A 24754-nucleotide genomic window follows, 5' to 3' on the forward strand; every position below is an offset into this window, starting at 1 on the left:
GTTGGCGCGTTGCCCGTAACAGTTACGAGGCAAGCGCTCCATGACCCTCACCACCGCAACGACGGAGCGACCGAAATCGCGCGTCCGGCAGCCCAATGCCGTCGTCCTCAGCTACTCGGAACTCCTGAAAACCGTCAAGGCCGCAGGCCTGCTCGAACGCCGCGTCGGTTTCTACATCACGGTGTTTTCCGTCCTGGCCCTCCTGATGGCCGCCACCTGGTTCGGCTTCGCCTTGATCGGTGACAGCTGGTTCCAGCTCCTCATCGCCGCGGCCCTGGGCATCCTCTGCACCCAGCTGAGCTTCCTGGCCCACGAGGCCGGGCATCGGCAGATCTTCGCCTCCCGCCGCGCCAACGACTGGGCCGCACGGCTCCTTGCCACCTCGGTCGCCGGGATCAGCTACTCCTGGTGGGAGCAGAAGCACGGCGCGCACCACAACCACCCGAACGTCATTTCCAAGGACCCGGACATCGCGCCCGGCCCCATCGCCTTCCACGCCGAGGCCGTAGCCGACCGGCAGGGACGGTTCTCGTTCCTCACCCGCAAACAGGGCTGGTTCTTCTTCCCGCTCCTGTTCCTTGTGGGCCTGGGCCTGCAGATCGATTCGATCAAGTTCATCTTCCAGCGCGCCAAGGTCACGCACCGCTGGGTTGAAATCCCGATCCTCGTGGTCCGCCTCAGCCTGCTGCCGGTTCTCGCCTTCACTTTCCTGCCGTGGGGCATGGCACTCGCGTTCATCGCGGTCCAGCTCGCCGTCTTCGGTTTCTACATGGGTGCCTCCTTCGCCCCGAACCACAAGGGCATGCCGGTCCTGCCTGCCGACAGCCGCGTGGACTTCTTCAGCCGCCAGGTCCTGACCTCCCGGAACATCTCGGGCGGCCGCTTCATGGACATCCTGCTCGGCGGCCTCAACCGCCAGGCCGAGCACCACCTCTTCCCGGACATGGCCCGCCCCCAGCTGGACAAGGCCGCCGTGATCGTCCGCGAGTTCTGCGCGAAGCACCAGGTTCCTTACACGGAAACCACGCTCCTGCAGTCCTACGGCATCATCGTCCGTTACCTCAACGACGTCGGCCTCTCCGCCGGACGCCACTTCGAGTGCCCGATGGCGACCGTCACCCGCCGCTACTAGCCGGGCGCAACGCCTCTGCCGCCGCCCGGGTGCGGGCTCCGCCGGCGGACCGGGCAGGTGTGGGACCATCATGCGCTGGTCTGTTCATAGCCGCACCACGTGACGGCTAGTTACGGACGGCCCCTTCATGGTTGTCGCCGGTGTCCCTAGGATGGTCCATGGGACCGGGACAGAAAATTCCCGCCCGGAAAAGGAGCCATATGATGCACGCTATCGTCGCCCGCCGGTCAGGGGGCCCCGAGGTCCTGGAACTCGACGAAACAGCCCGTCCCGTTCCCGGACCGGGCCAGCTTCTGATCAAGGTCGCCGCCGCGGGCGTGAACTTCATCGACACCTACAAGCGCAGCGGCGTCTACAAGGTCGCCTACCCCTTCACACCCGGCTCCGAAGCCTCGGGGACCGTGGAGGAAGTCGGCGACGGCGTCACCGGATTCGCTCCCGGCGACCGGGTGGCGACGGCGGAAGGCATCAACTGCTACGCCGGCTATGCCCTCGTCGACGGGGACAAGGCCCTCCCGGTTCCGGACGGTCTGGACGATTTCACCGCCGCCGCCCTGCCGCTACAGGGCGTCACAGCCCATTACCTGATCAATTCCACCTTCAAGGTCGAGCCTGACCACACGGTGCTGGTCCACGCCGGCGCCGGTGGTGTCGGGCTCCTCATGATCCAACTGCTCAAGGCCAAGGGCGCGCACGTCATCACCACCGTCTCCACGGACGCGAAAGAACAGCTGGCCCGGAACGCCGGGGCAGACCACGTGCTGCGCTACGACGGATTCGCGGAGCACGTCCGCGACCTGACCAGCGGCACCGGCGCGGACGTGGTGTACGACGGCGTCGGAAAAGACACCTTCGACGGGTCCCTGGCGTCGCTGCGCATCCGGGGCATGCTGGTCCTCTTCGGCGGAGCCTCCGGCCCGGTCCCGCCGTTCGACCCGCAGCGGCTCAATGCCGGCGGCTCGCTGTACCTCACGCGGCCCACCATGGGCCACTACCTTCGCGACGCCCGGGAACGCCGCTGGCGCTCGGACGAAGTCTTTGCCGCCGCTGCCGCGGGCAGCCTCAAGGTCAGGATCGGCGCGCGCTACTCCCTCGCCGAAGCGGCACAGGCCCATGATGACCTCGAACAGCGCCGCACCACGGGCAAAGTCATCCTGGTCCCCTAAAGCCGCGCGGGCGCCTAGACCACGCGGCAACACCATCCGTTCATCTCTTGCAGGGACAATGCGCCAGTGACCGAGCAACAACTGACCCCGAGTAAAGCCCCCGACGCCGGTTCGGCACAGCGTGTGGCGGCGGACGACACCACCGTCCACGCGCCCCAACTGCCCGGCGCGCTCTCCGCCCCGCCGGAGCGGACGCTCATAGACATCCTCCGCACTACTGCCGACCGTTTCCCTGATGCATCCGCCCTCGACGACGGCCACCGCTCGCTCAGTTACGCCCAGCTCATGCACGAAGTCCGGGCAACCGCGCGGAAACTGCACATGGCCGGACTGGGTGCCGGCGACAAGATCGGCGTCCGGATCCCGTCCGGCACCAATGAGCTCTACATCTCGATCCTGGCGGTGCTGCTCGTCGGGGCGGCGTACGTCCCGGTCGACGCCGACGACCCCGACGAGCGGGCCAAACTGGTCTTCGGGGAAGCCAGGGTTTCCGGCATTCTTCGCGCCGGCGCGAAGATCGTCACGGACAGCAAACACCCCCGGCCGTTCCCCGCGGCCAGGCAGCCGGGCCCCGACGACGACGCGTGGGTTATCTTCACTTCCGGTTCCACCGGCACTCCCAAGGGCGTTGCCGTCCAGCACCGCTCGGCCGCCGCGTTCGTGGACGCCGAGGCCCGCCTCTTCCTGCAGGATGATCCGGTGGGCCCGCAGGACCGGGTGCTGGCAGGATTGTCCGTTGCTTTTGACGCCTCCTGCGAGGAAATGTGGCTCGCATGGCGCAACGGCGCCTGCCTCGTCCCGGCACCCCGGGCGCTGGTCCGCACCGGGATGGACCTTGGCCCCTGGCTCATCAGCCACGGCATCACAGTGGTATCCACCGTCCCCACGCTCGCCGCGCTCTGGCCCGTCGAGTCGCTGGAAAGCGTCCGCCTGCTGATCTTCGGCGGGGAAGCGTGTCCGCCGGACCTTGCCGAGCGGCTCGCCGTCGAAGGCCGGGAAGTATGGAACACCTACGGTCCCACCGAGGCCACCGTGGTCGCGTGTGCCGCGCCGCTCGGCACGCCCGGCCCCATCCGGATCGGCCTGCCGCTGGACGGCTGGGACCTCGCCGTCGTCGACGCCGATTCGCTCCCGGTCGCCGAAGGCGCGGTGGGCGAACTGATCATCGGCGGCGTCGGGCTGGCCCGGTACCTTGACCCGGTCAAGGATGCGGAAAAGTACGCCCCCATGCCGACGCTGGGCTGGGAGCGCGCCTACCGCTCGGGCGACCTCGTCAAGTACGAGGCCGAGGGACTCATCTTCCAGGGCCGCGCCGATGAACAGGTCAAGCTCGGCGGCCGCCGGATCGAACTGGGCGAAATCGACGCCGCCCTGCAGTCGCTGCCGGATGTCGCCGGTGCCGCCGCCGCGGTGCAGACCACGGCGGCGGGCAACCAGATCCTGGTCGGCTACCTTGCCGCCGTGGCTGGCCAGGACATTGACCTCGCCGTCGCGCGCGAACTGCTGGGCGAGAACCTCCCGGCACCGCTCATCCCGCTCCTGACCCTCGTCGATTCGCTGCCCACAAAGACCAGCGGCAAAGTGGACCGCCATGCCCTGCCCTGGCCGCTCAGCGGTACCGGAGCCGTCGAGGCCGAAGGCGCCCCGCTCAACCTGCCCGAGGACGCGCAATGGATCGTGCAGCAGTGGAGCGCCGTGCTGGGGAGCCCGGTCACGAGCCTGGACGCTGATTTCTTCGCCTACGGCGGCGGCTCGCTGGCAGCCGCGCAGCTCGTGTCCGCCCTGCGCGTGCGCTACCCGACCATCACGGTGGCCGATATCTACGCAACCCCCAGGGTAGGCGCGCTGGTGGACACGGCCCGCCAGTCGCTACCCGAGGGCGGGGCCGTTCCCGCACAGGAGCGGACCGTCCGGCCCACGGCACGGAGGTCCCAGGCCTTCCAGACGTTCATGGGCGTCCCCCTGCACATCCTCGTCGGCATGCGCTGGCTGACCTACCTGATGGCCGCCAACAACCTTCTGGCGGCCTTCGCCGGATTCAGCGCGGCGCCAACAATTTCGTGGTGGTGGGTCCTCGCCTCCTGGCTCGTCTTCGTCAGCCCCGCCGGGCGGATGATGATCTCCATTGCCGCGGCCCGGATCCTGCTCCGCAACGTCGGGCCCGGAACGTACCCGCGGTCCGGGAAGGTGCACATCCGGCTCTGGCTCGCCGAGCAGATCCAGGACCTTGCCGGCGCTATCAGCCTGGCCAGCGCGCCGTGGGTCCCTTACTACGCAAAAGCCCTGGGCGCCAAGATCGGCGAGAACGTCCAACTGCATTCCCTCCCGCCCGTCACCGGGCTGCTGACCCTCGGAGCCGGGTCCAACATCGAACCTGAAGTTGATCTATCCGGCTGGTGGATCGACGGCGACCTCGTCCACATCGGCGCCATCAGAATTGGCCCCGGCGCAAGCGTCGGGGCGCGCAGCACACTCATGCCGGGAGCCATCGTGGGCGCAGGAGCGCAGGTGGAGCCGGGCTCCGCAGTCATGGGGAAGGTCAAAGCCGGCCAGCTGGTGGCAGGGTCACCGGCCGAGCGACGCGGCAAGGCCCGGCACTCGTGGCCGGAATCCCCGGCCGAGCACCGGCTGATCGGCCGGCTGTGGTTTGCCGGGTTCGCCGCGGCATCAGCTGTGCTGGCTCTTATCCCCTACGCCTCCGCCGCCGTTGCGGCCTTTGTGATGTTCTCGTTCATCAAGGGGCACTCCTCGTTGTCCGCAGCCCTGCCCGGACTTGTGCTCTCCATCCCCCTGGCGGCACTCGTGTGGTTCCTGACCAACCTGTTGCTGATACTTGCCACCACACGGCTCCTCAGCATCGGCCTCGCCGAGGGCTACTACCGTGTCCGCAGCCGGATCGGATGGCAGGTGTGGGCGACCGAGCGGGTGCTGGACCTGGCCCGGGATCTGCTGTTCCCGATCTACGCCAGCCTCTTCACCCCTGTCTGGCTCCGGCTTCTCGGCGCGAAGATCGGCCGCAACGTGGAAGCCTCCACGGTGCTCCTGATCCCCCGCATGACCACTGTGGGAGAAGGCGCGTTCCTGGCCGACGACACCATGGTGGCGTCCTACGAACTCGACGGCGGCTGGATGCGGATTGCGCCGGCAAAGATCGGCAAGCGGTCCTTCCTGGGCAACTCGGGCATGACGGCAGCCGGCCGCAACGTGCCCAAGAACTCCCTCGTGGCGGTCCTCTCCGCGACCCCGGCCAAGGCGAAGTCCGGGACGTCGTGGCTCGGCAGCCCGCCCGTGCGGCTGCGGCGCACCGCCATCGCCTCCGACGACACCCGGACCTACCAGCCGCCCCGGCGGCTGAAGGTCGCGCGCACCCTGTGGGAGCTGTGCCGGTTCGTCCCGGTCATGCTCACGGTCGCGATCGCCGTCGCCGTGATGCTGGCATTTGACGCGATCGCAACCATCTTCAACTATGGCATCGCCGCCGTCCTGGGCGGGGTGGTGATCCTGCTGGCCGGTGCCACGGCCGCAGGTAGTGCGGTGGCGGCCAAATGGCTGCTCGTCGGCCGTATCCGCCCCGGTGAACACCCGCTCTGGAGCTCCTTCATTTGGCGGAACGAAGTGGTGGACACCTTCATTGAGATGGTCAGCGCCCCGTGGTTCGCGCGCGCGGCCACAGGCACACCGGCGCTGGTCTGGTGGCTGCGGGCACTCGGCGCGAAAATCGGCAGGGGAACCTGGTGCGAAAGCTACTGGCTGCCCGAGGCAGACCTCGTGACCCTCGGCAGGAACTCGACCGTCAACCGTGGGTGCGTCGTGCAGACCCATCTGTTCCATGACCGCGTCATGAGCATCGACACTGTTACGCTCGATGACGGAGCCACCATGGGACCGCATGGCGTCATCCTGCCGCAGGCCAGGATCGGGACCGGCGGCACGGTGGGGCCGGCGTCCCTCGTCATGCGGGGCGAAACCGTCCCTGCCGGCACGTACTGGATGGGCAACCCGGTCAGCCCCTGGGACGGCCCCGCACCGCCCGCCAAGTCCCGGTAGGCCCGGCCCGCGTATGTCCGACAGCACCACAATCCGAAGGTCCGTCCATTGAGTACCAGTGCACCAAGCAGCGGCGCCTCTGCCACCGGCGGGGATACTGCCGGAGAAATCGGCGGGGATATTGCCCGGCAGATCAGCAGGGATACAGCCAGGGCACCGGCCCGGGTTGTTGGCTCCCCGGACCCCTACATGCCTGGTCACGGGACCCATGCCTACCGGGTCACCCGGTATGAACTCGAGCTGGACTACAGGGTCAGCAGCAACCGCCTGAACGGGCGTGCTGTCCTGCACGCCATGACGCAACTTCCGACGTCGGCGATCGTCCTGGACTTGACCGGGCTGCGGGCCACCAAGATCCAGCTCGACGGCCGCAAAGTGCGCCGGTTCACCCAGCGGGCCGAGCAGCTCGTCGTATACCCGGAAGTGCCGCTGCTCGCCGATGAGGCCTTCAGCCTGGATATCCGCTACGAGGGATACCCTGCACCCCGCCGCGGCCTCTGGGGCGAAGTGGGCTGGGAAGAGCTCTCCGATGGCGTGCTGGTGGCTGGCCAGCCCAACGGCGCGGCTTCCTGGTTCCCGTGCAATGACCACCCGCGGGACAAGGCCAGCTATCGCATCACGGTGACCACCGAGGCGAACTACCGGGCGGTGTGCAACGGCGTGCTGCTGTCCCGCACCAGCAGGGCCAGCCGCGAGACCTGGGTGTACGAGCAGGCCGAACCCATGGCCACCTACCTCGCAACGGTCCAGATCGGGCGTTATGAGCTCCTGACGCTCAACGCCGAGCGGCCGTCGGGACACGTTCCCCAGTATGTGGCCGTTCCGGCGTCGCAGGCGGCGGACGCCCGGACCGCCCTGGCCCGGCAGCCCGACATGATGCGGACCTTCACCAACTGCTTTGGGCCGTATCCGTTCCCGGAGTACACCGTGGTGGTGACCGGGGACGTGCTGGAGATCCCGCTGGAGGCACAGACGCTGTCCATCCTGGGTCCCAACCATTTGCGGCAGGACTGGGAGTCGCAGCGGATGGTCGCCCACGAGCTCGCCCACCAGTGGTTCGGGAACTCGCTGACGACGGCCACGTGGAAGGACATCTGGCTGCACGAGGGCTTTGCCTGCTATGCCGAATGGCTCTGGTCCGAAGAGGCCGGCGTGATGTCGGTGGCCGGCCGCGCCCGGGCTGCCTGGCGCAAGCTTTCCGCCCTCCCACAGGACCTGATGGTCGGCGACCCCGGCCCGGAGCTGATGTTTGACGACCGCGTCTACAAGCGCGGAGCCTTGGCCCTGCACGCACTGCGGGTGCGCTCTGGCGACCTCGCGTTCTTCGCCCTCCTGCATGACTGGACGGACCGTTTCCGCTACAGCACCGTGACGACGGCCGACTTCATCCTCACGGCGGCCCGCGCGACGGGCCTCGATGCCGAGGCACTGCTGCACCCGTGGCTCTACGAGGACGCCCTCCCACCGCTGCCGCAGTCGGCGCCGCCAACGCCCTGACGGCCGCCGGCGCCGCAGAAAGGCCTGTCGGAGAAAGACCGGTCGCAGACACACCTGCCGCGTACAGACCGGAAGCGCCTAGGGATAGACCGCCACGGCGACGGCGGCCACGAGGTATCCGGGCAGCCCGGCCTCTGCCGGCGGCAGGTCCCGGAGCCCGGCACGGCCGTTGACGTCCCCCTCCAGCACGTCATCCGGGGCGTCATCGAACACATCCACGGTGTCAGGAGCCGTCTGCAGTCCCGTGCCGGTCATCTTGAGCCAGGCCTCCTTGCGCGCCCACAGCCGTGCCCGCGCGCGGAACAGCTCGGTGCCGGTCAGGCCCGCGAGGTGTGCGCGTTCCGCCGGGGTCAGCACTACGGCGTCGAAACCCTCGAAGCCCGTCCTGGCCGGATCCTCAACGTCTATCCCCAGGCGCAGGCCCGGTTCCGGGTCAACGATTCCGGCCAACAGCGTCCAGCCGGCCGCACGGGAAAGGCTGAGCAGCAACGGCGCCGCTGCTCCCCCGATCAGGTAGCCGGGACGGCCGTGGGAGATCTGCGTGCCGGCGCCGCAGCGCGGACAGCTGTACCAGGCTGTGAGGGCCGACGCCGGCACACCCAGCAGCCCGGCGGCAAACCTCCGCTGCGCCAGCCGTCCGGCGAGGAAGTCCTCTCGTGTCCGGGCGGTCATGGCCCATGCCCGGTCCAGCTCCGGTCCGTCCAGAAGGGAACGCGCGTCGCTCTCCAGGAGCGAGGCAGCTGCCGCCGTTGCCGCGGCTGATGCGGGGTCCAAGGGATCGCCGGAGCTCACGGGCACGCGAAAGGGCGGGCAGGCACGCACAACAAGGTGTGATGCCATGACCCGCCCTTTCAGCTCGCCAGCGCCGTCGTCAGCTCAGTGCTCAGCGCCGCAGTTAGCGCTGCACAGCCCCGAAGCGTTCGTGGGCAGCGGCGACGGCACCCTCACGGGCCGCCGATGCCTCGTCCGCCGTCAGGGTACGGTCGTCGGCGCGGAAGCGCAGGCTGAACGCGAGCGACTTCTTGCCGTCCTCGATGCCCTTGCCCGCGTAGACGTCGAACAGTGCGACGTCCTCGAGCAGTTCGCCGGCGCCTTCACGCAGGGCCGTAAGCACCTCTCCGGCCGGGACGTCCTGCGGGACCACGAGGGCCACATCCTGGGTCGCCACCGGGTACGTCGAGATGTGCCGGGCCACGATCACGTCGGCGGCGGCCTCGAACAGGGCGTCGGCGTTCAGTTCCAGCGCCACGGAGCGGGCCGGCATGTCGTAGGCTGCCAGCAGCTTCGGGTGCAGCTCCCCGGCATAGCCCACCACCTCGCCGGTGCGCAGGGCAATCTGCGCGGCCCGGCCCGGGTGGAAGGCCTGGTGCCGGCCCTGAGTGACCACGAGGTCGACGCCGAGCACGTCGCCGGCGACGCGGGCGATATCCAGGGCGTCGGCCCAGTCCCACGCCCGCGGGGCGTGGCCCGGGGCTGCGGGCGAGTCGTGCCCCGTGAGAACCGCGGCGAGGTGCAGCGGCTGGTCCGGGACGCCGTCGTACAGGGCATCCAGCACCTCGTCGCCGGGTTTGACGCCGAGCGGCGGAATCGAGGCGGTGCCCAACTGCTCGCCGGGCAGGAACACGAGCCCGGCCTCGAAGAGGGCGAGGTCGCGGAAACCACGGGAGTGGTTGCGCTTGGCCACCTCGATCAGGCCCGGCAGGATGGAGGTCCGCAGGAAGCCGTGCTCCTCGCTGATCGGGTTCGCCAGTTTGAGGGCCATGCGCGCCGCACCCTCGGCAGGAACGCCGAAGGTGTCGTTGGCGGCCTTGGACACGAACGGGTAGGCCAGCACTTCGGTAAGTCCGGCGTCGGCGAGGGCCTGGATCAGGCGTCGACGCTGCTGCTGGACACGGGTCAGGCCACGGCCCGGCGGCGCCACCGGCAGGGTTGCCGGGATCTTGTCGTAGCCGACCAGCCGGGCGATTTCCTCGGTGAGGTCGTCTTTGGTTTCGAGGTCGTTGCGCCAGCTCGGGGCGGTCACCGTATGGCCGGCGGCGCTCGTTTCGACGACGGCGCCGAGGTCCTCGAGCGAGGTCACGATGTGGTCCTCGGTGAAGTCGATCCCGATCCGGGCGGCAGCGTAGCCTGCCGGCAGTTCGATGGTGACGGCGTCCGGTGCAGTGCCGACGTCGGTCCCCGCCTCGTCGGCGGTGCCGCCGGCGAGTTCGACCAGCAGGTCCACCACGCGCTGGGCGGCGACGTCGGCAACCTGCCAGTCCACGCCGCGTTCGAAGCGCTTGGACGCCTCGGATGGGAGCTTGTGGCGGCGGCGCGAGCGCGCGATCGAGACTTCGTCGAAGTGCGCGGCCTCGACCAGGACGTTGGTGGTGGAGTCCGATACCTCGGTGTGGGCACCGCCCATGACGCCGGCGATCCCGATGGGCCCGGAGGCGTCCGTGATGAGCAGGTCCTCGGCGTCGAGCGTGCGCTCCTTGTCATCCAGGGTGGTGATCTTCTCCCCTGCCGCGGCCCTCCGGACCACGATGTCGCCGGACAGCTTGTCCAGGTCATAGCAGTGGTTCGGCTGCCCGAGCTCGAGCATGACGTAATTGGAGATATCCACCGGCAGGGAGATGGACCGGATGCCGGCGAGCCGGAGGCGGGACGTCATCCACGGCGGGGTGGGCCGGGTGGCGTCCACGCCGCGCACGGTGCGGGCCACGAAGCGGTCGCAGCCGGGCTTGCCGTAGATCGGGGCGTCGTCGTTGAGCTTGACGCCGTAGCCGCCGGACAGCACCTGCGGGGCGTGGACCTTGGATGCCGGGTCGGTGAACTCGGTGCCGGTGGCATGCGCGTATTCACGGGCCACTCCGCGGATGGAGAAGCAGTAGCTGCGGTCCGGGGTGACGTTGATTTCGGCGGCCTGGTCATAGAGGCCCAGGAGTTCCATGGCGTCGGTGCCCAGTTCGGGGTCGAGGCCGATCCGGGACAGGACCAGGATGCCGTCGTGGTCCTCGCCGATGCCGAGTTCACGCACGGACGCGATCATGCCGGCGGAGAGGTGTCCGTAAGTCTTGCGTGCGGAGATGTGGAAGTCGCCGGGCAGTACGGCACCGGGGAGGGTGACAACCACCTTGTCGCCTTCGACGAAGTTGTGGGCGCCGCAGATGATGCCCTGCACACCGGAGGGGTCGATGCCCTCACCGGTCAGGGTCTGCTGCTGGCCTTCGGGGACAACCCGGACCTGGCACCAGTTGATGGTCTTGCCGTTGGTCTGGGGTTCCTTGACGATGCTGAGCACCTGGCCCACCACGATCGGACCCTGGATGGTGTCCGTGGGACGGTGGACCGCTTCTTCTTCGAGTCCGACCTTGACGAGCTCGGCCATGACGTCTTCGGCCGTTGCTTCGGCCGGTACCTGCGCGAATTCGCGCAACCAGGAAAGTGGGATACGCACTGTTAGATCTCCATCCCGAAGTGCTCGCTGAAACGTACGTCGCCTTCAATCATGTCGCGCATGTCGCCAACCTCATTGCGGAACATGAGGGTGCGCTCGATGCCCATACCGAAGGCAAAACCTGAATATACGTCCGGATCGATGCCGGCGGCGCGCAGGACGTTCGGGTTGACCATGCCGCAGCCGCCCCACTCGATCCAGCTGGGGCCGCCCTTGGCGCCCGGGTGCCAGATGTCCAGCTCGGCGGAGGGCTCGGTGAACGGGAAGTAGTTCGGGCGCAGCCGAATCTGTGCTTCCCCGCCGAACATCTGCCGTGCGAAGTGCTCCAGGGTGCCGCGGAGGTCGGCCATGCTCAGCTTCTTGTCGATGGCCAGGCCTTCGAACTGGTGGAAGACAGGGGTGTGCGTCGCGTCGAGTTCATCCGTGCGGAACACTTTGCCCGGGCACAGCACGTAGATGGGCAGTTCGCGTTCCAGCATGGAGCGGACCTGCACCGGTGAGGTGTGAGTGCGCATGAGCAGGTGCGCCTCGGGCGGCTCGACGAAGAACGTGTCCTGCATGTCGCGGGCGGGGTGGTCCGGCTTGAAGTTCAGGGCATCGAAGTTGAACCATTCGGACTCGACCTCGGGCCCCTCGGCGATCTCCCAGCCCATGCCAACGAAGATGTCCGCGACGCGGTCCTGCAGCGTGGAAAGCGGGTGGCGTGCACCGGCCCGGCGCCGGCGGGGCGCCGCCGTGACGTCGACGGTCTCTTCGACGAGGATCCGCGCGTCATTCTCGGCTTCGAGCTCGGCCGTACGGTCCGCGAGCGCCTTGTTGACGCGTCCGCGGGAGGCTCCCATGAGTTTGCCGGCGGCGGCCTTCTGGTCCTTGGGCAACGCGCCGATCTCGCGGTTGGCGAGGCTCAGCGCGGACTTCTCACCCGTGTGCGCGAGGCGCACGGCCTTGAGTTCATCGAGGGTCGCGGCAGCGGCGATGGCGGCAACGGCTTGGTCTACGGCAGCGGTAATGGCGGCTTCATCCAGAGGATTCGGGACGGCGGCGCCCGGCAAAGTTTCAGTCATCTACTGTTCTTAGCTACGAGTCGGATCATGCCAACGGCGCACGGCCGGGCACAGGGCACGGACGCGGGTTGTCGGCAAGGCTTATTGTCACAGTTCATTGTCACAGTTCCCGGTCACGGTTCCCGATCACAATTCTTGATCACGGTTCCTGATCACGGTTCGCTGTCCCAGTTCGCTGCGCTGGATTCATTGTGCTGGATTCATTGTGCTGAATTCATAGTGCTGGCCAGCCGAGATCCCTCCGGCGGGCACTTCCTCCAGTCTAGTAGACGGCCGTCGGCCGCACGGCAACGGCCGCGTGACGTGACACATCACGGCGGCTCTCCTAAGGTCCCCGGCGCGCCCCCGGGGTCGGGCTTGCCTGACCACCGGACATGTCCCCCCGCTCCCCTGACCCGTGGACATGTCCCCGGCTACCATGGCCTCATGACGTCCGGTCAACGGCTGCGGCAGATCGCCAACATGCTCAATGGCACCACCCTCCTGGGGCTGGCGCTGGCGGTCTGTGCCGGGACGAACGTCGGCAGGGGTCCGCGTGGGCTGCTGATCGCGAGCCACTACCGCTGGCGGCTGCCCTTTGCCGGGGCCTTCACGGTGGGCAACGTGATCCTCTTCCGTGCCGGCCCGGAAGCCGCCCGCGCCAATCCGGCACTGCTCGGACACGAGGAGCGCCACAGCACCCAGTACGCCTGGTGCCTGGGGCTTCCCTTCCTTCCCCTGTACTTCATCGCCGCGGGCTGGTCGCTCTGGCGGACGGGCAACCCGGGCAGCGCGAACTTCTTCGAGCGCCACGCCGGGCTGGAAGCAGGCGGCTATCCCCGCGCGAGCGCCCCGGCGACCGATCCGCGAACAAACCGCACACGGGCGTGACTGCCCCCGAGCGATACGAGGCCTGACATGACACACAACCCCAGAAGCATTTCGGTCACCGGAACCGGCAGCGCGGAGGCGGTGCCTGACCTCCTGACGTTGTCAGTTGGCGTCGAATGCCGCCGGGCTACTGTGGCCGAGGCCTACGGCGACGCCGGAACACGCTCGGCCGCCATCACGTCGGCGCTCCGGCAGCACGGGGTGGACGGCCCCGACATGTCCACCTCCGGGCTGAACGTCCGCGCCGAAGTGAACTGGCAGGAGGGCCGCGGACAGACCGTCACCGGCTATCTGGCCTCAAGCACGCTCACCATCAGGATCCGAACGCTGTCCGCATCCTCGGAGGTCATCGCCGCGGCCGTTGCCGCCGGCGGAGACGACGTCCGGCTGAACGGCCTGACGCTCGGCTTCGCGGATTCCGCCGGCGTCGAGGTCCGGGCGCGGGAGGCTGCCTGGCAGGATGCCCGCACCACAGCCGCGCACTACGCCGACCTCTCCGGGACAGGCCTGGGCAGGGTTCTTTCCCTCACCCAGCACACCGGGTTCCAGCCGCCGGTCCCGGTCGCGAAGATGCAGCGCGCGGTGGCGGCGGAAGCTCTCACCGTTGAGGCCGGTGAGTCGAGCGTCACCGCCACGGTCGGCGTCGTCTGGGAACTGCTCGACTGAGTCATCCTGTCGACGCTTGAGCCGCTGGCGGCCTGCCTGGCGCTCGGCCCGCTAGTGCGTTGCGCCGGCAGCGATCTTGAGATCCGTCGTCGTCGCGAGCGCGGTGCGGACGACGACGGCGAGCGCCGCCGCCATCTGGTGCGCCGGCAGCGACGGCGTGCTGTTCCCGGCCGGAAGTTGGCTGTCCTCGTAGGGGACGTGGACGAAGCCTCCCCTGGTGCCCGGCCGCAGCCTCAGTGCGTGCATGAGCGCATAGAAGGTGTGGTTGCACACATAGGTCCCCGCGCTTTGCGACACTTCCGCCGGGATCTGTTCTGCGGCCAGGGCCGCGAGCGCCGCCTTGACCGGCAGGGACGTGAAGTAGGCTGCCGGTCCGCCGCTGACCACGGGTTCGTCCACGGGCCGGTTGCCGGCGTTGTCCGGGATCCGGGCGTCGTCACAGTTGATGGCCACGCGCTCCAGGGAGATACGTGCCCTGCCGCCGGCCTGGCCGGTGCACAGCACGAGTTCCGGCCGGAAGCGCTCCAGAGCCTCCTCCAGCACCGTCGCCGATGTCCCGAAGACGCAGGGAAGTTCCACGGCCCGGACGTCGAGTCCTTCCGACCGGAGCAACCGCGCCGCCGAACGGGCCGCGGCCCAGGACGGGTTGGTTGTTTCGCCACCGAAGGGCTCGAATCCGGTCAGGAGAATCATCGCCCCAGCCTAACAACGCGCCACCACGATGCGGCCCAACGATTCGCTCCGGCAGATCGCCCCCACACTGCGCTCGGCGGCGCTTGTCGCGGCGAAAGGCGGCATGGCCGGCGTCGTACCTTCCAGTGAGGCACCCCGGGATCCGGGGGAACACGACATGATCCAGCCGGCAGCCTAAGCAGTCCTTCGTCGCGTAATCCAGGCTCGGCCTGTTGGACAGTCTCCGTACAGCGGATCCTGCATCAGATGCAGCACACGGGGCAGGTCTGGCTCCGATCTCACGGGTGCGCCTGCGTCGGCAAGGTGAGTATTTCGGCTCCGTCGCTGGTGATGGCGATCGTATGCTCACTGTGTGCTGTCCGGCAGCCTGTCGCACTTCGGAGCGTCCACCCGTCGGCGTCGGTGGTGAGTTCAGCGGTGTCGGCCATGACCCACGGCTCGAGTGCGAGCAGCAAACCGGGGCGCAGTTTGTATCCGCGGCCCGGCCGTCCGGTGTTAGGAACGTGCGGGTCCTGGTGCATCGTCGATCCGATGCCATGACCGCCAAACTCGGTGTTGATCGGGTATCCCGCCTCGCTGAGGACCGAGCCGATGGCATGGGAGATGTCGCCGATGCGAGCCCCGGGTCGGGCAGCGGCTATCCCTGCGTTCAATGCGCGCTCGGTCGCGCTGATCATTGCGACGCTCTCCGGGGGCCTTGAGTCGCCCACGATGAAGCTGATGGCAGAGTCCGCAGCGACTCCTCGTTTGGAGACGGCGAGGTCGAGTGTCAGCAGGTCGCCGTCGGCGAGCGCGTAGTCGTACGGGAGCCCGTGGAGCACGGCGTCGTTGACGGCCGTGCAGATGTAGTGTCCGAACGGCCCGCGCCCGAAGGATGGCTCGTAGTCGACGTAACAGGACTGCGCTCCAGCGTCGACGATCATGCTCCGGGCCCACCGGTCGAGGTCCAGGAGGTTCGCGCCGACTGTGCTTCGGCTCTTCAGCGTCTGCAGGATGTCGGCGACAAGGGCGCCTGTTTCTTTTGCTCGGGCCAGTTCGGCGGGGTTCAGGATCTCGGTCATGCGGCGCCTTTCTCACGCATCCAATAACTATACCGGCCATATTATCCCGGTATAATCGGAGCCATGGTCAGGTTGCCGCTTACATTCGAAGAGGTCGAGCGCGGACAGCGCCTCGGCGCCCTGTTGCGTCGCGCCAGGGGAGGGCGCTCGATGCTCGACGTCGCGCTCGATGCACGCGTCTCACCGGAGACCCTCCGGAAGATCGAGACGGGCCGTGTCGCGACCCCCGCCTTCCCGACTATCGCTGCGATCGCCGAGGTCCTGGGACTTTCCCTCGATGCTGTGTGGGCCGAGGTTAACCAGCCCAAACGTGGCGCTGAGCCGATCAGCTCCGATCACAACGCACGCGAGCGGCTGGCCTCGTAAGTCTCAATCCCGCAGCTGCGTTGGAGGCTTCCAGGAGAAGCGCCTGGGGTCAGCCGCCAAGACGGAGGGTGATCAGCAGCCCGATCAGTACGACCACGCCGGCCAGAAACATCGCGGACTTGGGATTGCCGAAGTTGAGCGTCCATCCCAGACCGAACCGGCGCGGAACCATCAGCGCGTGGTCGTCGCGGTTGACATAGAACAGGCCACCGCGCCAGTACTTGTCGTCGTCGCGGTGGGTCAGCCCGGTGTCCTTCTCGCCCTCATCCCGCTCACGGTTGTTTCCCGCCAGGACCATGATGGCAACCACGACGGCGGCCAGGACCGGAAGCACGACCATCAGCGGCGCCCACCGCGTGACCGTCCCGGTCCACCTCAGCAGCGATGATCCCAGCATCCCCACGTCGATCATCGCGGCCAGCCCGAGCAGCGCCTTGGAGCCCAGGGACATGTACTGGCGATACCAGCGCGCGGAGCCTACCGGGTGCGCCGGGTCGAGGTCGGGCCGGCTGTGGAAGATGGCCGCCGCGATACCCGCCAGCAGCGCGGTCACGCCGATCTGCACGAACACCAGAGAGAAGGCGGTGCCGACCGATTTGGCGGCCACCCGGTTAGGCGCGCCGTTCGCGCCATAGTGGACCGCGAGCATCTCGGGCATCGACGGGTAACTGACCACACCGATCACCACCGTGGTGACCGTGACGATCACTGCAGGGGCCAGCCAGAGCCAGGGAAACCGCGGCGGATCTGTCCGCAGTCCGGTGTCCACCGCAATGCCTTGATGCAGGCCCTCATACCAGCCTCCGGCGGCCTTGGCGGCCCGGATCTCATGGTTGGCCAGGAAGAAGCAGCCGTAAAAAACGCCGAGGAGCACCACGACCGACAGCGGCAGCAATACCGTTTCACCGGTCACGCCGTAGATGGCGCCGCCGACCACGGCGGCAACGAGTCCACCGACGAGTACCCGCCATCGGTAGATACGGGTCTGCCTGACCACCGTCGGGTCTCCGGCACGCCGGGCTGGCACCCGGACTCCGAAGGGGACAGTCGGGCCGGTGATCGAGGGCAGCACGAGGGCAAGCGTGAGCACCAGTGCTGACAACATGGAACTCAGGGCGATGGCAACGGTCATGGCATGTCCTCGGGCTGTGTGGCGCCGAATGAATCGAGTACGGATCGACAGATCTCGAGAACCTCGTCGGGTGGCAGTCCTCTGGCCACGGCCTCCGCCAGGAGGGTCCGTGCCCTCACGGTCCACTCGGCGGAGAACGGCGGGGCCGCGGCCGTGGAAGTCACCACCGCCCCGGACTTGCGGTTGAGCCGAATCACGCCCTGCTGGCGCAGGAGGTCGTACGCCTTGTTCACGGTGTGAAAGTTGATCCCGAAGTCCGCAGCGAGCGTCCTGGTGGCCGCCAACGAGCTGCCCACGGTCAGCACACCCTCGGCGATCGCCTCCACGATCCGGTCCCGAAGCATTCGATGCACTGCCGAATCTCATCCGCATGGTTCGACGGCATCCTTGACATTAAGTCGAACATATATTCGAATGGTGGCATGAGATGGGATGCACAATCACTGAAGCGCGGCAGCTCCGGAAGCGACGCGTCTACGGGAGGCCCGTCCACCTCGTCGGAATCCGCCAATATCGGGTCCGCCACTCCCCCGTCCCCCGATGCCCTGCTGCCCCTGGCCGGACTGGTTCGGTCCGTCTCCACCCCGGAGTTTGCCGGGATCACTTTCCATGAGGTCACCGCCAAATCGGTGCTCAACAAGGTGGTCGCGGGTTCTCGGATGCCGTTCGACTGGACCATCAACCCGTACCGCGGCTGCAGCCATGCCTGCGTCTACTGCTTTGCCCGCAAGAGCCACACGTACCTGGACTTCGACGCCGGCCTGGACTTTGACAGCCAGGTGGTGGTCAAGATCAATGCTGCCGAGGTCCTGCGCAGGGAACTGGCCAGGCCCTCCTGGCGGCACGAGCACGTGGCCCTCGGCACCAACACGGACCCCTATCAGCGCGCCGAGGGCCGCTACCAGCTCATGCCCGGCATCATTGGCGCCCTCGCCGACTCCGGCACGCCCCTGTCCATCCTCACTAAAGGCACGCTCCTGGCCAGGGACATCCCGCTGCTGAAGCATGCCGCGGCCCAGGTGCCGGTCGGGGTGGGCATCTCGCTGGCCATGACCAACGAGCACCTGTCCGAGGCCGTGGAGCCCGGTACACCGGGTCCGCGGGCACGGCTGAAGCTCATTTCCCGGCTCAGGGAAGCAGGCCTGCCCTGCGGCGTCATGGCCATGCCGATCCTGCCGTGGCTTTCCGACGGTGACGACGCCCTCAACTCCCTCTTCGGGGCCCTGGCAGCGGCCGGCGCCACGGGGGTCACAGCCGGCGCGCTGTACCTGAAGCCGGGGACGCGTGAGTGGTTCATGCAGTGGATTGCCCGCGAACATCCGCACCTGGCGGGCAAGTACCGCCGGTTGTACGGCAGCGGGTCCTATGCCTCAAAGGAATACCGGGCGTGGCTGGCCGGTCGCATCCGCTATTTCAAGGACCTGCACGGCTTTTCCGGTTCGCAGGGCTTCAGCCACAGGGACCTCAGCGGCAACGCGGATCTCAGCGATGATGCCCGGGAAGAGGAAGCCCAGTACCCGGCTGGAAGCATCCCGGACACATCCCGGTACGCCACTAACCGGCACCCCGGCACGGTGCATGCCGGCCACCAGGCAGCGCAGCCGACGTTGTTCTGAAACGCGCCAGCTCCCTGACCTCAGAGCGCCTTGACCGCACCGAGCACCTTGGACAGCGAATCCTTGGCATCCCCGAACAGGAGCGTGGTTTTGGGGTCGTGCAGGAGATCGTTTTCGATGCCCGCGAAGCCCGGACGCATCGACCGCTTCAGGAAGACCACCTGCTGGGCCTGCACCACGTCCAGGATCGGCATCCCGTAGATCGGCGAACCAGGTGAAGACTTGGCCGCCGGGTTGACGACGTCGTTGGCGCCGACCACCAGCACGATGTCCGTGTTGGCGAACTCGGGATTTATTTCCGCCAGCTCCCGCAGGGACTCATACGGCACATCGGCCTCGGCCAGGAGCACGTTCATGTGGCCCGGCATGCGTCCCGCCACGGGATGTATGGCGAACACCACATCAATGCCGCGGTCGGCCAAAGCTGTGGCGAGCTCCGCCACGGTGTGCTGGCCTTGTGCCACGGCGAGCCCGTACCCGGGAACGATCACCACGCGCTGGGCATAGCCGAGCTGGACGGCGACGTCTTCCGGGGAGGACGAGCGTACGGGCCGGTCACTCACGGCGGTGGAACCCGCCGTCGAGCCGCCCTTGAAGGCGCCGAACATGATTCCGGTGACTCCGCGCCCCATGGCAGAGGCCATGACCTTGGTCAGGATGGTGCCGCTCGCGCCGACCAGAGTTCCGGCGACGAGCAGCAGGACGTTGCCCAGGACGACGCCCGACGCGGCCACCGCCAGGCCCGTGAAGGCATTCAGCAGCGAGATCACGATCGGCACATCCGCCCCGCCCACCGGCAACACGAGCAGCAGACCTGCCGCGAGCCCCAGGCCCAGCAGCGCCAGCGACCAGCCGACGGACCCGCTCAGGACGACCAGCGCCCCTGAGACGACCGCCCCGAGCATGACTGCCCCCATCACCCAGGGCATCCCGGGAAACAGCAGCGGACGGGTGCTGATGAGTTCCTGCAGCTTGCCCACGGTCACCGCGGAGCCCGCGAAGGACACCGCGCCCACGAGCATGGTGAAGACGACCGCCAGGCGCACCCACGGATCCTCGCTGTGGCTCAGTTCGAGTGCGGCGACCAGCGCTGCGGCGCCGCCGCCGACGCCGTTGAACAGTGCCACCAGTTGGGGCATCTGCGTCATCTGCACCCGCCGGGCCACGGGGACGGCTATCGCGGAGCCGACGGCGATGGCGGCCAGGATGAGCGGAATATTCTCCAGCCGGGCAGAGAAGAACACCGTGATGACCGCCACGAGCGCCCCGGCCGCCCCGATGGCGTTGCCGCGGCGGGCAGTTTTTGGCGAGCTCAGGCCCTTTAGCGCCAGGATGAAGCAGACGGCAGCCACCAGATACAGCAGGGCCGTCCATTCCGGGGTCAGGAGGCTCATCTCGCCTCCCCTGCGACGCCGCCGGAGGAGCCGTCACCGGTGTGTCCTTCGGCCGCCGTTCCGCCGGCTTTGGCGGTACCGGTTCCTGAGGGCTTCTGCGCCGATTTGTGCTGGGGCTTGTGCACGCTGAACATCTCCAGCATCCGGTCCGTGACCACAAAACCACCCACCAGGTTCACGGTCGCCAGGACCACTGCCAGGAGCGCGATGCCGAGCACCCAGGGGTCGCCGGCTTGTCCGGCAACGATGATGGCGCCGACGAGGATGATCCCGTGGATGGCATTGGCGCCGGACATGAGCGGTGTATGCAGCTTGCTGGTCACCTTGGAGACGACTTCGAAGCCGACGAATACGGCAAGCACCACGACTGTCAGCAGCGCAACGGGGCCCATCAGGCCTCCTCTCCCAGGGCTGCGGCGGTGGCGGAATGCCGTACGGCGCCGCCGTGGGTCAGGCATGTTCCGGCGACCACGTCGTCGTCGAAGTCCGGGGCAACGGTGCCGCCGTCGGTCATGAGGGCGAGGAAGTTGCTGACGTTCCGGGCGAAGAGCCGGGACGCGTCCGACGGCATGGCGGACGCGGCGTCCTGCAGGCCCACGAGTGTGACAGATCCGCCCTCAACCGGCACCTGGATGTCCTGGCCGGCGATCACGCCTTCCACATTGCCGCCGGACTCCGCGGCGAGGTCGACGACGACGGACCCTGCCCGCATGCCGGTCACCATGTCGGTGGTTACCAGCAAGGGAGCGGCCCGGCCCGGGATGGCCGCCGTCGTGATCAGGATGTCCGTGGCCGCGACGTGCGGGGCCAGCAGGCTGCGCTGGCGTTGCGCCCGGTCCTCGCCGAGGGCGCGGGCGTAGCCACCGGTTCCTTCCGCCGCCGCGTCGAGGTCCAGATTGATGAACGTGCCGCCCATCGAGGCGACCTCGTCGGCGGAGGCGGCGCGGATGTCGTTGGCCGAAACGCGGGCGCCCAGCCGCTTCGCGGTGCCGATGGCCTGCAGGCCGGCGACACCGGCTCCCAGGACCAGTACCCTCGCCGGGGGGATGGTACCGGCGGCCGTCATGTAGAGCGGGAAGAACCGCGGATACCGCACGGCGGCTTCCAGCACGGCGCGGTACCCGGTGACAAGGGACTGCGAAGTGAGTGCGTCCATCGACTGGGCCCGGGAGATCCTCGGAAGCAGCTCCAGGGCGAACGAGGTGATCCCGGCGGCGGCGAGCGCCCGGACGGTCGGCAACTCGGAGGCTGGCGACGCCAGGCCGACAGTGATGGCACCGGGCCGCAGCCGGGCGGCAGTTTCCGGCGCGAGCGGACGAACATGCAGCAGGACGTCCAGGGCCGCGAGCGGGAGCTCCGAGATCACCGTGGCGCCGGCCTCTTTGAACGCTGCGTCCGCGAACCCCGCCTCGGTTCCTGCGCCGCTCTCCACCACAAGTGTGAGCCCAAGGGCCGTCAGCTGCTGCACCGTTTCCGGCGTGGCCGCAACCCGGCGTTCTCCGGCGCGCTGTTCTCGTCCGACACCGACCTGCACGGGCTGCTCCTCTCGATTGCGTTCAGAGTAGGCACATGCCTGACCGTTTGGCGAGAGGCGGCCGGGCGTATGCCGGTCGGCGTGTCCGGGTCAGCGGATCAGTTCGGCTCCCCCGCCGCGCAGCCTGGCGGCATGGACGGCGGCCAGGAGCGCTTCGACGATCGGGAAGTCGGCCGGGATCCACGGCAGGCCCAGGACGTCCTCGGAATTGCGGAGGTCAAGCCAGCGCAGTTCGTCGTGGTCCTCCAGCGGCCGGGGCTCCCCGTCCTCAAGTTCGGCGAACCAGACCCGCATCGCCGCCTTCTCGTTGAGCGGCCAGCCCGCCGCCGTCACCGCGGGCAGCTCGGCTCCGAGCCGGACCTGCACACCGAGTTCCTCCCGGAGCTCGCGGTGCAGGGCGTCTTCGGCTGCTTCGCCCGGCTCCACTTTTCCGCCCGGGAACTCCCACATACCGGCAAACTGCGGTGGCGCCGTGCGCCGCGCCACAAGGAGTTTGCCCGGTTCCGCCAGGGAGTCCACTACTGCGCCGCCGACGACGTTGATGAGTCCAGTCACGCTCCCCAGTCTAAGGCGGGCGCCAGGGATCGACGTCGGCGGCCGGCGTCGCGGGGGGCGTCACAGCTGGGAACGGGTAAGGGACAATGGTGAAGGCGTTGCCGGGCAGCCTGCGGAATATTCGGCACGCTCTCTCAGTTCTATAAAGCATATTTATCTGGCCGACTCTTCCCGGCATCTCCCGGAAATCACCCGAAAAGACGAATGACAACCACCACACAAGCTCCGGCGTCGTCCAAGACCGGCACCCGTCACCTTGCCCTCGCCATCATTGCCCTGGCCATGGGCGGGTTCGGGATCGGCACCACAGAATTCACCATGATGGGCCTGCTCAAGGAGATTGAGCAGGGCCTGAACATCAGCACGCCCGAGGCCGGCCACCTCATCTCGGCCTACGCCCTCGGCGTCGTCGTCGGTGCGCCCGTGCTGGCCGCCGTCGGAGCCAAACTCCCGCGGAAGCATCTGGCCCTGGGGCTCATGCTCTTCTTCAGCATCGCCAACCTCAGTTCCTTCCTCGCCCCTGACTACGGCTCCATGCTGGTGTCACGGTTCGCGGCGGGGCTGCCGCACGGCGCCTTCTTCGGCGTCGCGGCCGTGATTGCCGCGTCCCTCGTGGCGCCGACCAAGCGGGGCTGGGCCATTTCGATGGTCATGGCCGGGCTGACGGTATCCAACGTCATCGGCGTTCCCTTCGCTACCTGGCTGGGCCAGAGCTACGGGTGGAGGCTGCTGTTCCTGCTGGTCGGCCTGATCGGCATCATCACGCTCGCCATGTTGTGGAAGTTCGTTCCGTTCCAGAAGCCGCACGCCGATGCCAGCTTCCGCCGCGAGCTCGGGGCACTCAAGCGGCTCCAGGTGTGGCTCGCCATCCTGGTCGGCATCGTCGGCTTCGGCGGCTTCTTCGCGACCTACACCTACATTTCGCACACCATGACATCCGTGGCCGGCGTCCCGGCGCCGTGGCTGCCGCTCGTCGTGGCGCTGTACGGAGTGGGCATGGTGGCAGGCAACATCGTTGGCGGCCGGATCGCCGATAAGTCCGTCATGGGGACGATCTACTGGGTGCTGCCGGCGACAGCCGTGGCCCTCGTGGTCTATGCCGTTGCGGCCCATTGGGCGTGGTCGGCGCTGATCATGGTGTTCGTGGTCGGTGCCGCCGGGTCCATGCTGGTTCCGGCCTTGCAGACCAGGCTTCTGGATGCATCGCCTGATGCCCCGTCACTGGCCTCCTCGCTCAACCATGCGGCGCTCAACGTCGCCAACGCCTTGGGCGCCTTTCTCGGCGGACTCGTGATCGCCTGGGGCTGGGGTTACGTCGCCCCCGCGCTCGTGGGTGCCGTCCTGGCCATCCTGGGCCTCGGGGTCGCCGCCATCAGCGGCGCCGTGGAACGCCGGCGGCCGCTGGCCTCGTAGCCGCGGCCCCGCCGCCCACAAAGAACGGCAGCCCGATCCATCGGTGTACTGGACCGGGCTGCCGTTCTTGTTTGCTGACGTCTAACTGCGCTGTCTTCTACGGCGCTGCCTTTACTGCCCTGCCTTCTACTGCGCTGCCGTCGACGGCGGCCACCGGTTAGGACGCACTGACCCGCTGCACATCCGGCTCCAGGTAGATGACCCGGGCGATCGGGACGGCCTCGCGGATCCGGGCCTCTGCGGCGTCAATCGCCTTCGCGATGTCCTGGCCGGAGTCCGTGCGGCCGATGCTGATCTTCGCCGCCACCAGCAGTTCCTCGGGGCCCAGGTGCATGGTCTTGAGGTGAATGATGCCGGTGCCGCCAGCTTCGATCGCGCTGCGGATCTTGGCAACGTCGTCCCGGGTGGCCGACTCGCCCAGGAGCAGGGACTTTGTTTCCATGGCCAGCACGACGGCGATCCCCACGAGCAGGAGGCCGATCATGGCGGTGCCCAGGGCGTCCCAGATGCCGTTCCCGGTGATGAGTGTCAGGCTTACGCCGAAGAGCGCGAAGACGAGGCCCACGAGGGCGCCGAAATCTTCGAGCAGGATCACGGGGAGTTCCGGCTGCTTGGCGTTGCGGATGAACTTGACCCAGCTCTGCTTCCCGCGGAGGGGGTTGGATTCGGCGATCGCCGTCCGGAACGAGAAGGATTCGGCAATGATCGCGCCCACCAGCACAGCCAGCGGCACCCACCAGAAGTCACCTTCGATGCCATGCGGGTGCTGGATCTTTCCCCACGCCTCGTAGAGCGCAAAGAGACCGCCGACGCTGAACAGCACAATCGAGACGATGAAGGCGTAGATGTAGCGCTCACGGCCGTAGCCAAAGGGGTGTTCCTGGCTGGCTTCCCGCTCCGCGCGCTTGCCGCCGACCAGCAGCAGCAACTGGTTGCCGGAGTCTGCGAGCGAGTGAATGGCTTCGGCCAGCATGGATGACGACAGCGTCAGAAAATAGGCGACGAACTTCAAAACGGCGATGGTCAGGTTGGCGGCCAGCGCCGCAATTATCGCCTTGGTACCGCCATTTGCAGCCACGTGAGCTTCTCCTTACGGGGTTCTTCCGGGG

Annotated in this window: 22 protein-coding genes; 10 read left to right on the forward strand and 12 right to left on the reverse strand. The window is 67.9% G+C overall.

Translation table 11 applies throughout. The features are described 5' to 3' along the window. The first annotated feature begins 40 nt into the window (after nt 1-40). The 4 genes from C9424_RS15410 (at nt 41) to C9424_RS15425 (ending at nt 7842) form a co-directional block, all read left to right on the forward strand. Nucleotides 41-1132, forward strand: a complete 1092-nt coding sequence (locus C9424_RS15410) for a fatty acid desaturase family protein (RefSeq protein ID WP_116767771.1) — start codon at nt 41-43, stop codon at nt 1130-1132. 200 nt (nt 1133-1332) lie between these two features. Next, the gene (locus C9424_RS15415) at nt 1333-2298 is read left to right on the forward strand and encodes a quinone oxidoreductase family protein (RefSeq protein ID WP_116767773.1); all 966 of its coding nucleotides are present in this window, start codon (nt 1333-1335) and stop codon (nt 2296-2298) included. Nucleotides 2299-2421: 123 nt separating this feature from the next. Beyond that, entirely contained in the window at nt 2422-6345 is a 3924-nt protein-coding gene (locus tag C9424_RS15420) for a Pls/PosA family non-ribosomal peptide synthetase (RefSeq protein ID WP_116767775.1), read from the forward strand. A 48-nt stretch (nt 6346-6393) separates the two neighbouring features. Further along, nucleotides 6394-7842: a M1 family metallopeptidase gene (locus tag C9424_RS15425; RefSeq protein WP_442862046.1), complete on the forward strand. Its 1449-nt coding sequence runs from the start codon at nt 6394-6396 to the stop codon at nt 7840-7842. 78 nt (nt 7843-7920) lie between these two features. Here C9424_RS15425 and C9424_RS15430 read toward each other — a convergent pair whose 3' ends face one another. From C9424_RS15430 to pheS, 3 genes are read right to left on the reverse strand one after another with little or no spacing between them, the layout of a single operon-like run. Next, nucleotides 7921-8682 carry a 4'-phosphopantetheinyl transferase family protein gene (locus tag C9424_RS15430; RefSeq protein ID WP_116767778.1) on the reverse strand — a complete coding sequence of 254 codons (762 nt, stop codon included), beginning with the start codon at nt 8680-8682 and terminating at the stop codon, nt 7921-7923. A gap of 55 nt (nt 8683-8737) precedes the next feature. Continuing rightward, entirely contained in the window at nt 8738-11281 is a 2544-nt protein-coding gene (pheT, locus tag C9424_RS15435) for a phenylalanine--tRNA ligase subunit beta (protein ID WP_116767780.1), read from the reverse strand. A 2-nt stretch (nt 11282-11283) separates the two neighbouring features. After that, entirely contained in the window at nt 11284-12345 is a 1062-nt protein-coding gene (pheS, locus tag C9424_RS15440; protein ID WP_091249929.1) for a phenylalanine--tRNA ligase subunit alpha, read from the reverse strand. A gap of 426 nt (nt 12346-12771) precedes the next feature. Here pheS and C9424_RS15445 point away from each other — a divergent pair, with 426 nt between their 5' ends. Continuing rightward, the gene (locus C9424_RS15445) at nt 12772-13215 is read left to right on the forward strand and encodes a hypothetical protein (protein ID WP_116767782.1); all 444 of its coding nucleotides are present in this window, start codon (nt 12772-12774) and stop codon (nt 13213-13215) included. 27 nt (nt 13216-13242) lie between these two features. Next, nucleotides 13243-13881: an SIMPL domain-containing protein gene (locus tag C9424_RS15450; protein WP_116767784.1), complete on the forward strand. Its 639-nt coding sequence runs from the start codon at nt 13243-13245 to the stop codon at nt 13879-13881. 51 nt (nt 13882-13932) lie between these two features. On the opposite strand, the gene pcp is transcribed toward C9424_RS15450, so the two are convergent. After that, the gene (gene pcp / locus C9424_RS15455; protein ID WP_116767785.1) at nt 13933-14574 is read right to left on the reverse strand and encodes a pyroglutamyl-peptidase I; all 642 of its coding nucleotides are present in this window, start codon (nt 14572-14574) and stop codon (nt 13933-13935) included. Nucleotides 14575-14602: 28 nt separating this feature from the next. Here pcp and C9424_RS21465 point away from each other — a divergent pair, with 28 nt between their 5' ends. Next, nucleotides 14603-14752 carry a hypothetical protein gene (locus tag C9424_RS21465; protein WP_161958237.1) on the forward strand — a complete coding sequence of 50 codons (150 nt, stop codon included), beginning with the start codon at nt 14603-14605 and terminating at the stop codon, nt 14750-14752. 100 nt (nt 14753-14852) lie between these two features. Here the strand turns inward: C9424_RS21465 and map are convergent, their stop codons facing one another. Continuing rightward, nucleotides 14853-15635 carry a type I methionyl aminopeptidase gene (gene map / locus C9424_RS15460; RefSeq protein ID WP_116767787.1) on the reverse strand — a complete coding sequence of 261 codons (783 nt, stop codon included), beginning with the start codon at nt 15633-15635 and terminating at the stop codon, nt 14853-14855. A 63-nt stretch (nt 15636-15698) separates the two neighbouring features. Between map and C9424_RS15465 the strand changes: the two genes are divergently transcribed. Next, nucleotides 15699-16001: a helix-turn-helix domain-containing protein gene (locus tag C9424_RS15465; protein ID WP_116767789.1), complete on the forward strand. Its 303-nt coding sequence runs from the start codon at nt 15699-15701 to the stop codon at nt 15999-16001. Between the two features lie 49 nt (nt 16002-16050). Here the strand turns inward: C9424_RS15465 and C9424_RS15470 are convergent, their stop codons facing one another. Then, nucleotides 16051-17133 carry a DUF1648 domain-containing protein gene (locus tag C9424_RS15470; RefSeq protein WP_116767791.1) on the reverse strand — a complete coding sequence of 361 codons (1083 nt, stop codon included), beginning with the start codon at nt 17131-17133 and terminating at the stop codon, nt 16051-16053. Continuing rightward, entirely contained in the window at nt 17130-17477 is a 348-nt protein-coding gene (locus C9424_RS15475; RefSeq protein ID WP_116767847.1) for a GntR family transcriptional regulator, read from the reverse strand. Before C9424_RS15475 ends, C9424_RS15470 begins: the two co-directional genes overlap by 4 nt. Nucleotides 17478-17555: 78 nt before the next feature. On the opposite strand from C9424_RS15475, the gene C9424_RS15480 reads away from it, so the two are divergent. After that, the gene (locus C9424_RS15480) at nt 17556-18749 is read left to right on the forward strand and encodes an Rv2578c family radical SAM protein (RefSeq protein ID WP_202615896.1); all 1194 of its coding nucleotides are present in this window, start codon (nt 17556-17558) and stop codon (nt 18747-18749) included. 20 nt (nt 18750-18769) lie between these two features. Here C9424_RS15480 and C9424_RS15485 read toward each other — a convergent pair whose 3' ends face one another. The 4 genes from C9424_RS15485 to C9424_RS15500 all read right to left on the reverse strand — a co-directional run bounded on the left by C9424_RS15485 (nt 18770) and on the right by C9424_RS15500 (nt 22232). Next, nucleotides 18770-20143 carry an NAD(P)(+) transhydrogenase (Re/Si-specific) subunit beta gene (locus C9424_RS15485; protein WP_116767793.1) on the reverse strand — a complete coding sequence of 458 codons (1374 nt, stop codon included), beginning with the start codon at nt 20141-20143 and terminating at the stop codon, nt 18770-18772. Continuing rightward, on the reverse strand, nt 20140-20535 hold the full coding sequence (locus tag C9424_RS15490) for an NAD(P) transhydrogenase subunit alpha (protein WP_116767795.1): 396 nt from the start codon (nt 20533-20535) through the stop codon (nt 20140-20142). Before C9424_RS15490 ends, C9424_RS15485 begins: the two co-directional genes overlap by 4 nt. Continuing rightward, nucleotides 20535-21677 carry a Re/Si-specific NAD(P)(+) transhydrogenase subunit alpha gene (locus tag C9424_RS15495; RefSeq protein ID WP_116767797.1) on the reverse strand — a complete coding sequence of 381 codons (1143 nt, stop codon included), beginning with the start codon at nt 21675-21677 and terminating at the stop codon, nt 20535-20537. The genes C9424_RS15490 and C9424_RS15495 overlap by 1 nt, the downstream gene beginning before the upstream one ends. 90 nt (nt 21678-21767) lie before the next feature. Next, nucleotides 21768-22232 carry a (deoxy)nucleoside triphosphate pyrophosphohydrolase gene (locus tag C9424_RS15500; protein ID WP_116767799.1) on the reverse strand — a complete coding sequence of 155 codons (465 nt, stop codon included), beginning with the start codon at nt 22230-22232 and terminating at the stop codon, nt 21768-21770. 204 nt (nt 22233-22436) lie between these two features. Between C9424_RS15500 and C9424_RS15505 the strand changes: the two genes are divergently transcribed. Beyond that, the gene (locus tag C9424_RS15505) at nt 22437-23645 is read left to right on the forward strand and encodes an MFS transporter (RefSeq protein WP_116767801.1); all 1209 of its coding nucleotides are present in this window, start codon (nt 22437-22439) and stop codon (nt 23643-23645) included. A gap of 157 nt (nt 23646-23802) precedes the next feature. On the opposite strand, the gene C9424_RS15510 is transcribed toward C9424_RS15505, so the two are convergent. Then, entirely contained in the window at nt 23803-24723 is a 921-nt protein-coding gene (locus C9424_RS15510) for a cation diffusion facilitator family transporter (protein WP_116767803.1), read from the reverse strand. Nucleotides 24724-24754: the final 31 nt, after the last annotated feature.

It is taken from the genome of Arthrobacter sp. H-02-3 (genome assembly GCF_003097355.1).
GTDB classification, from domain to species: Bacteria; Actinomycetota; Actinomycetes; order Actinomycetales; family Micrococcaceae; genus Arthrobacter; species Arthrobacter humicola.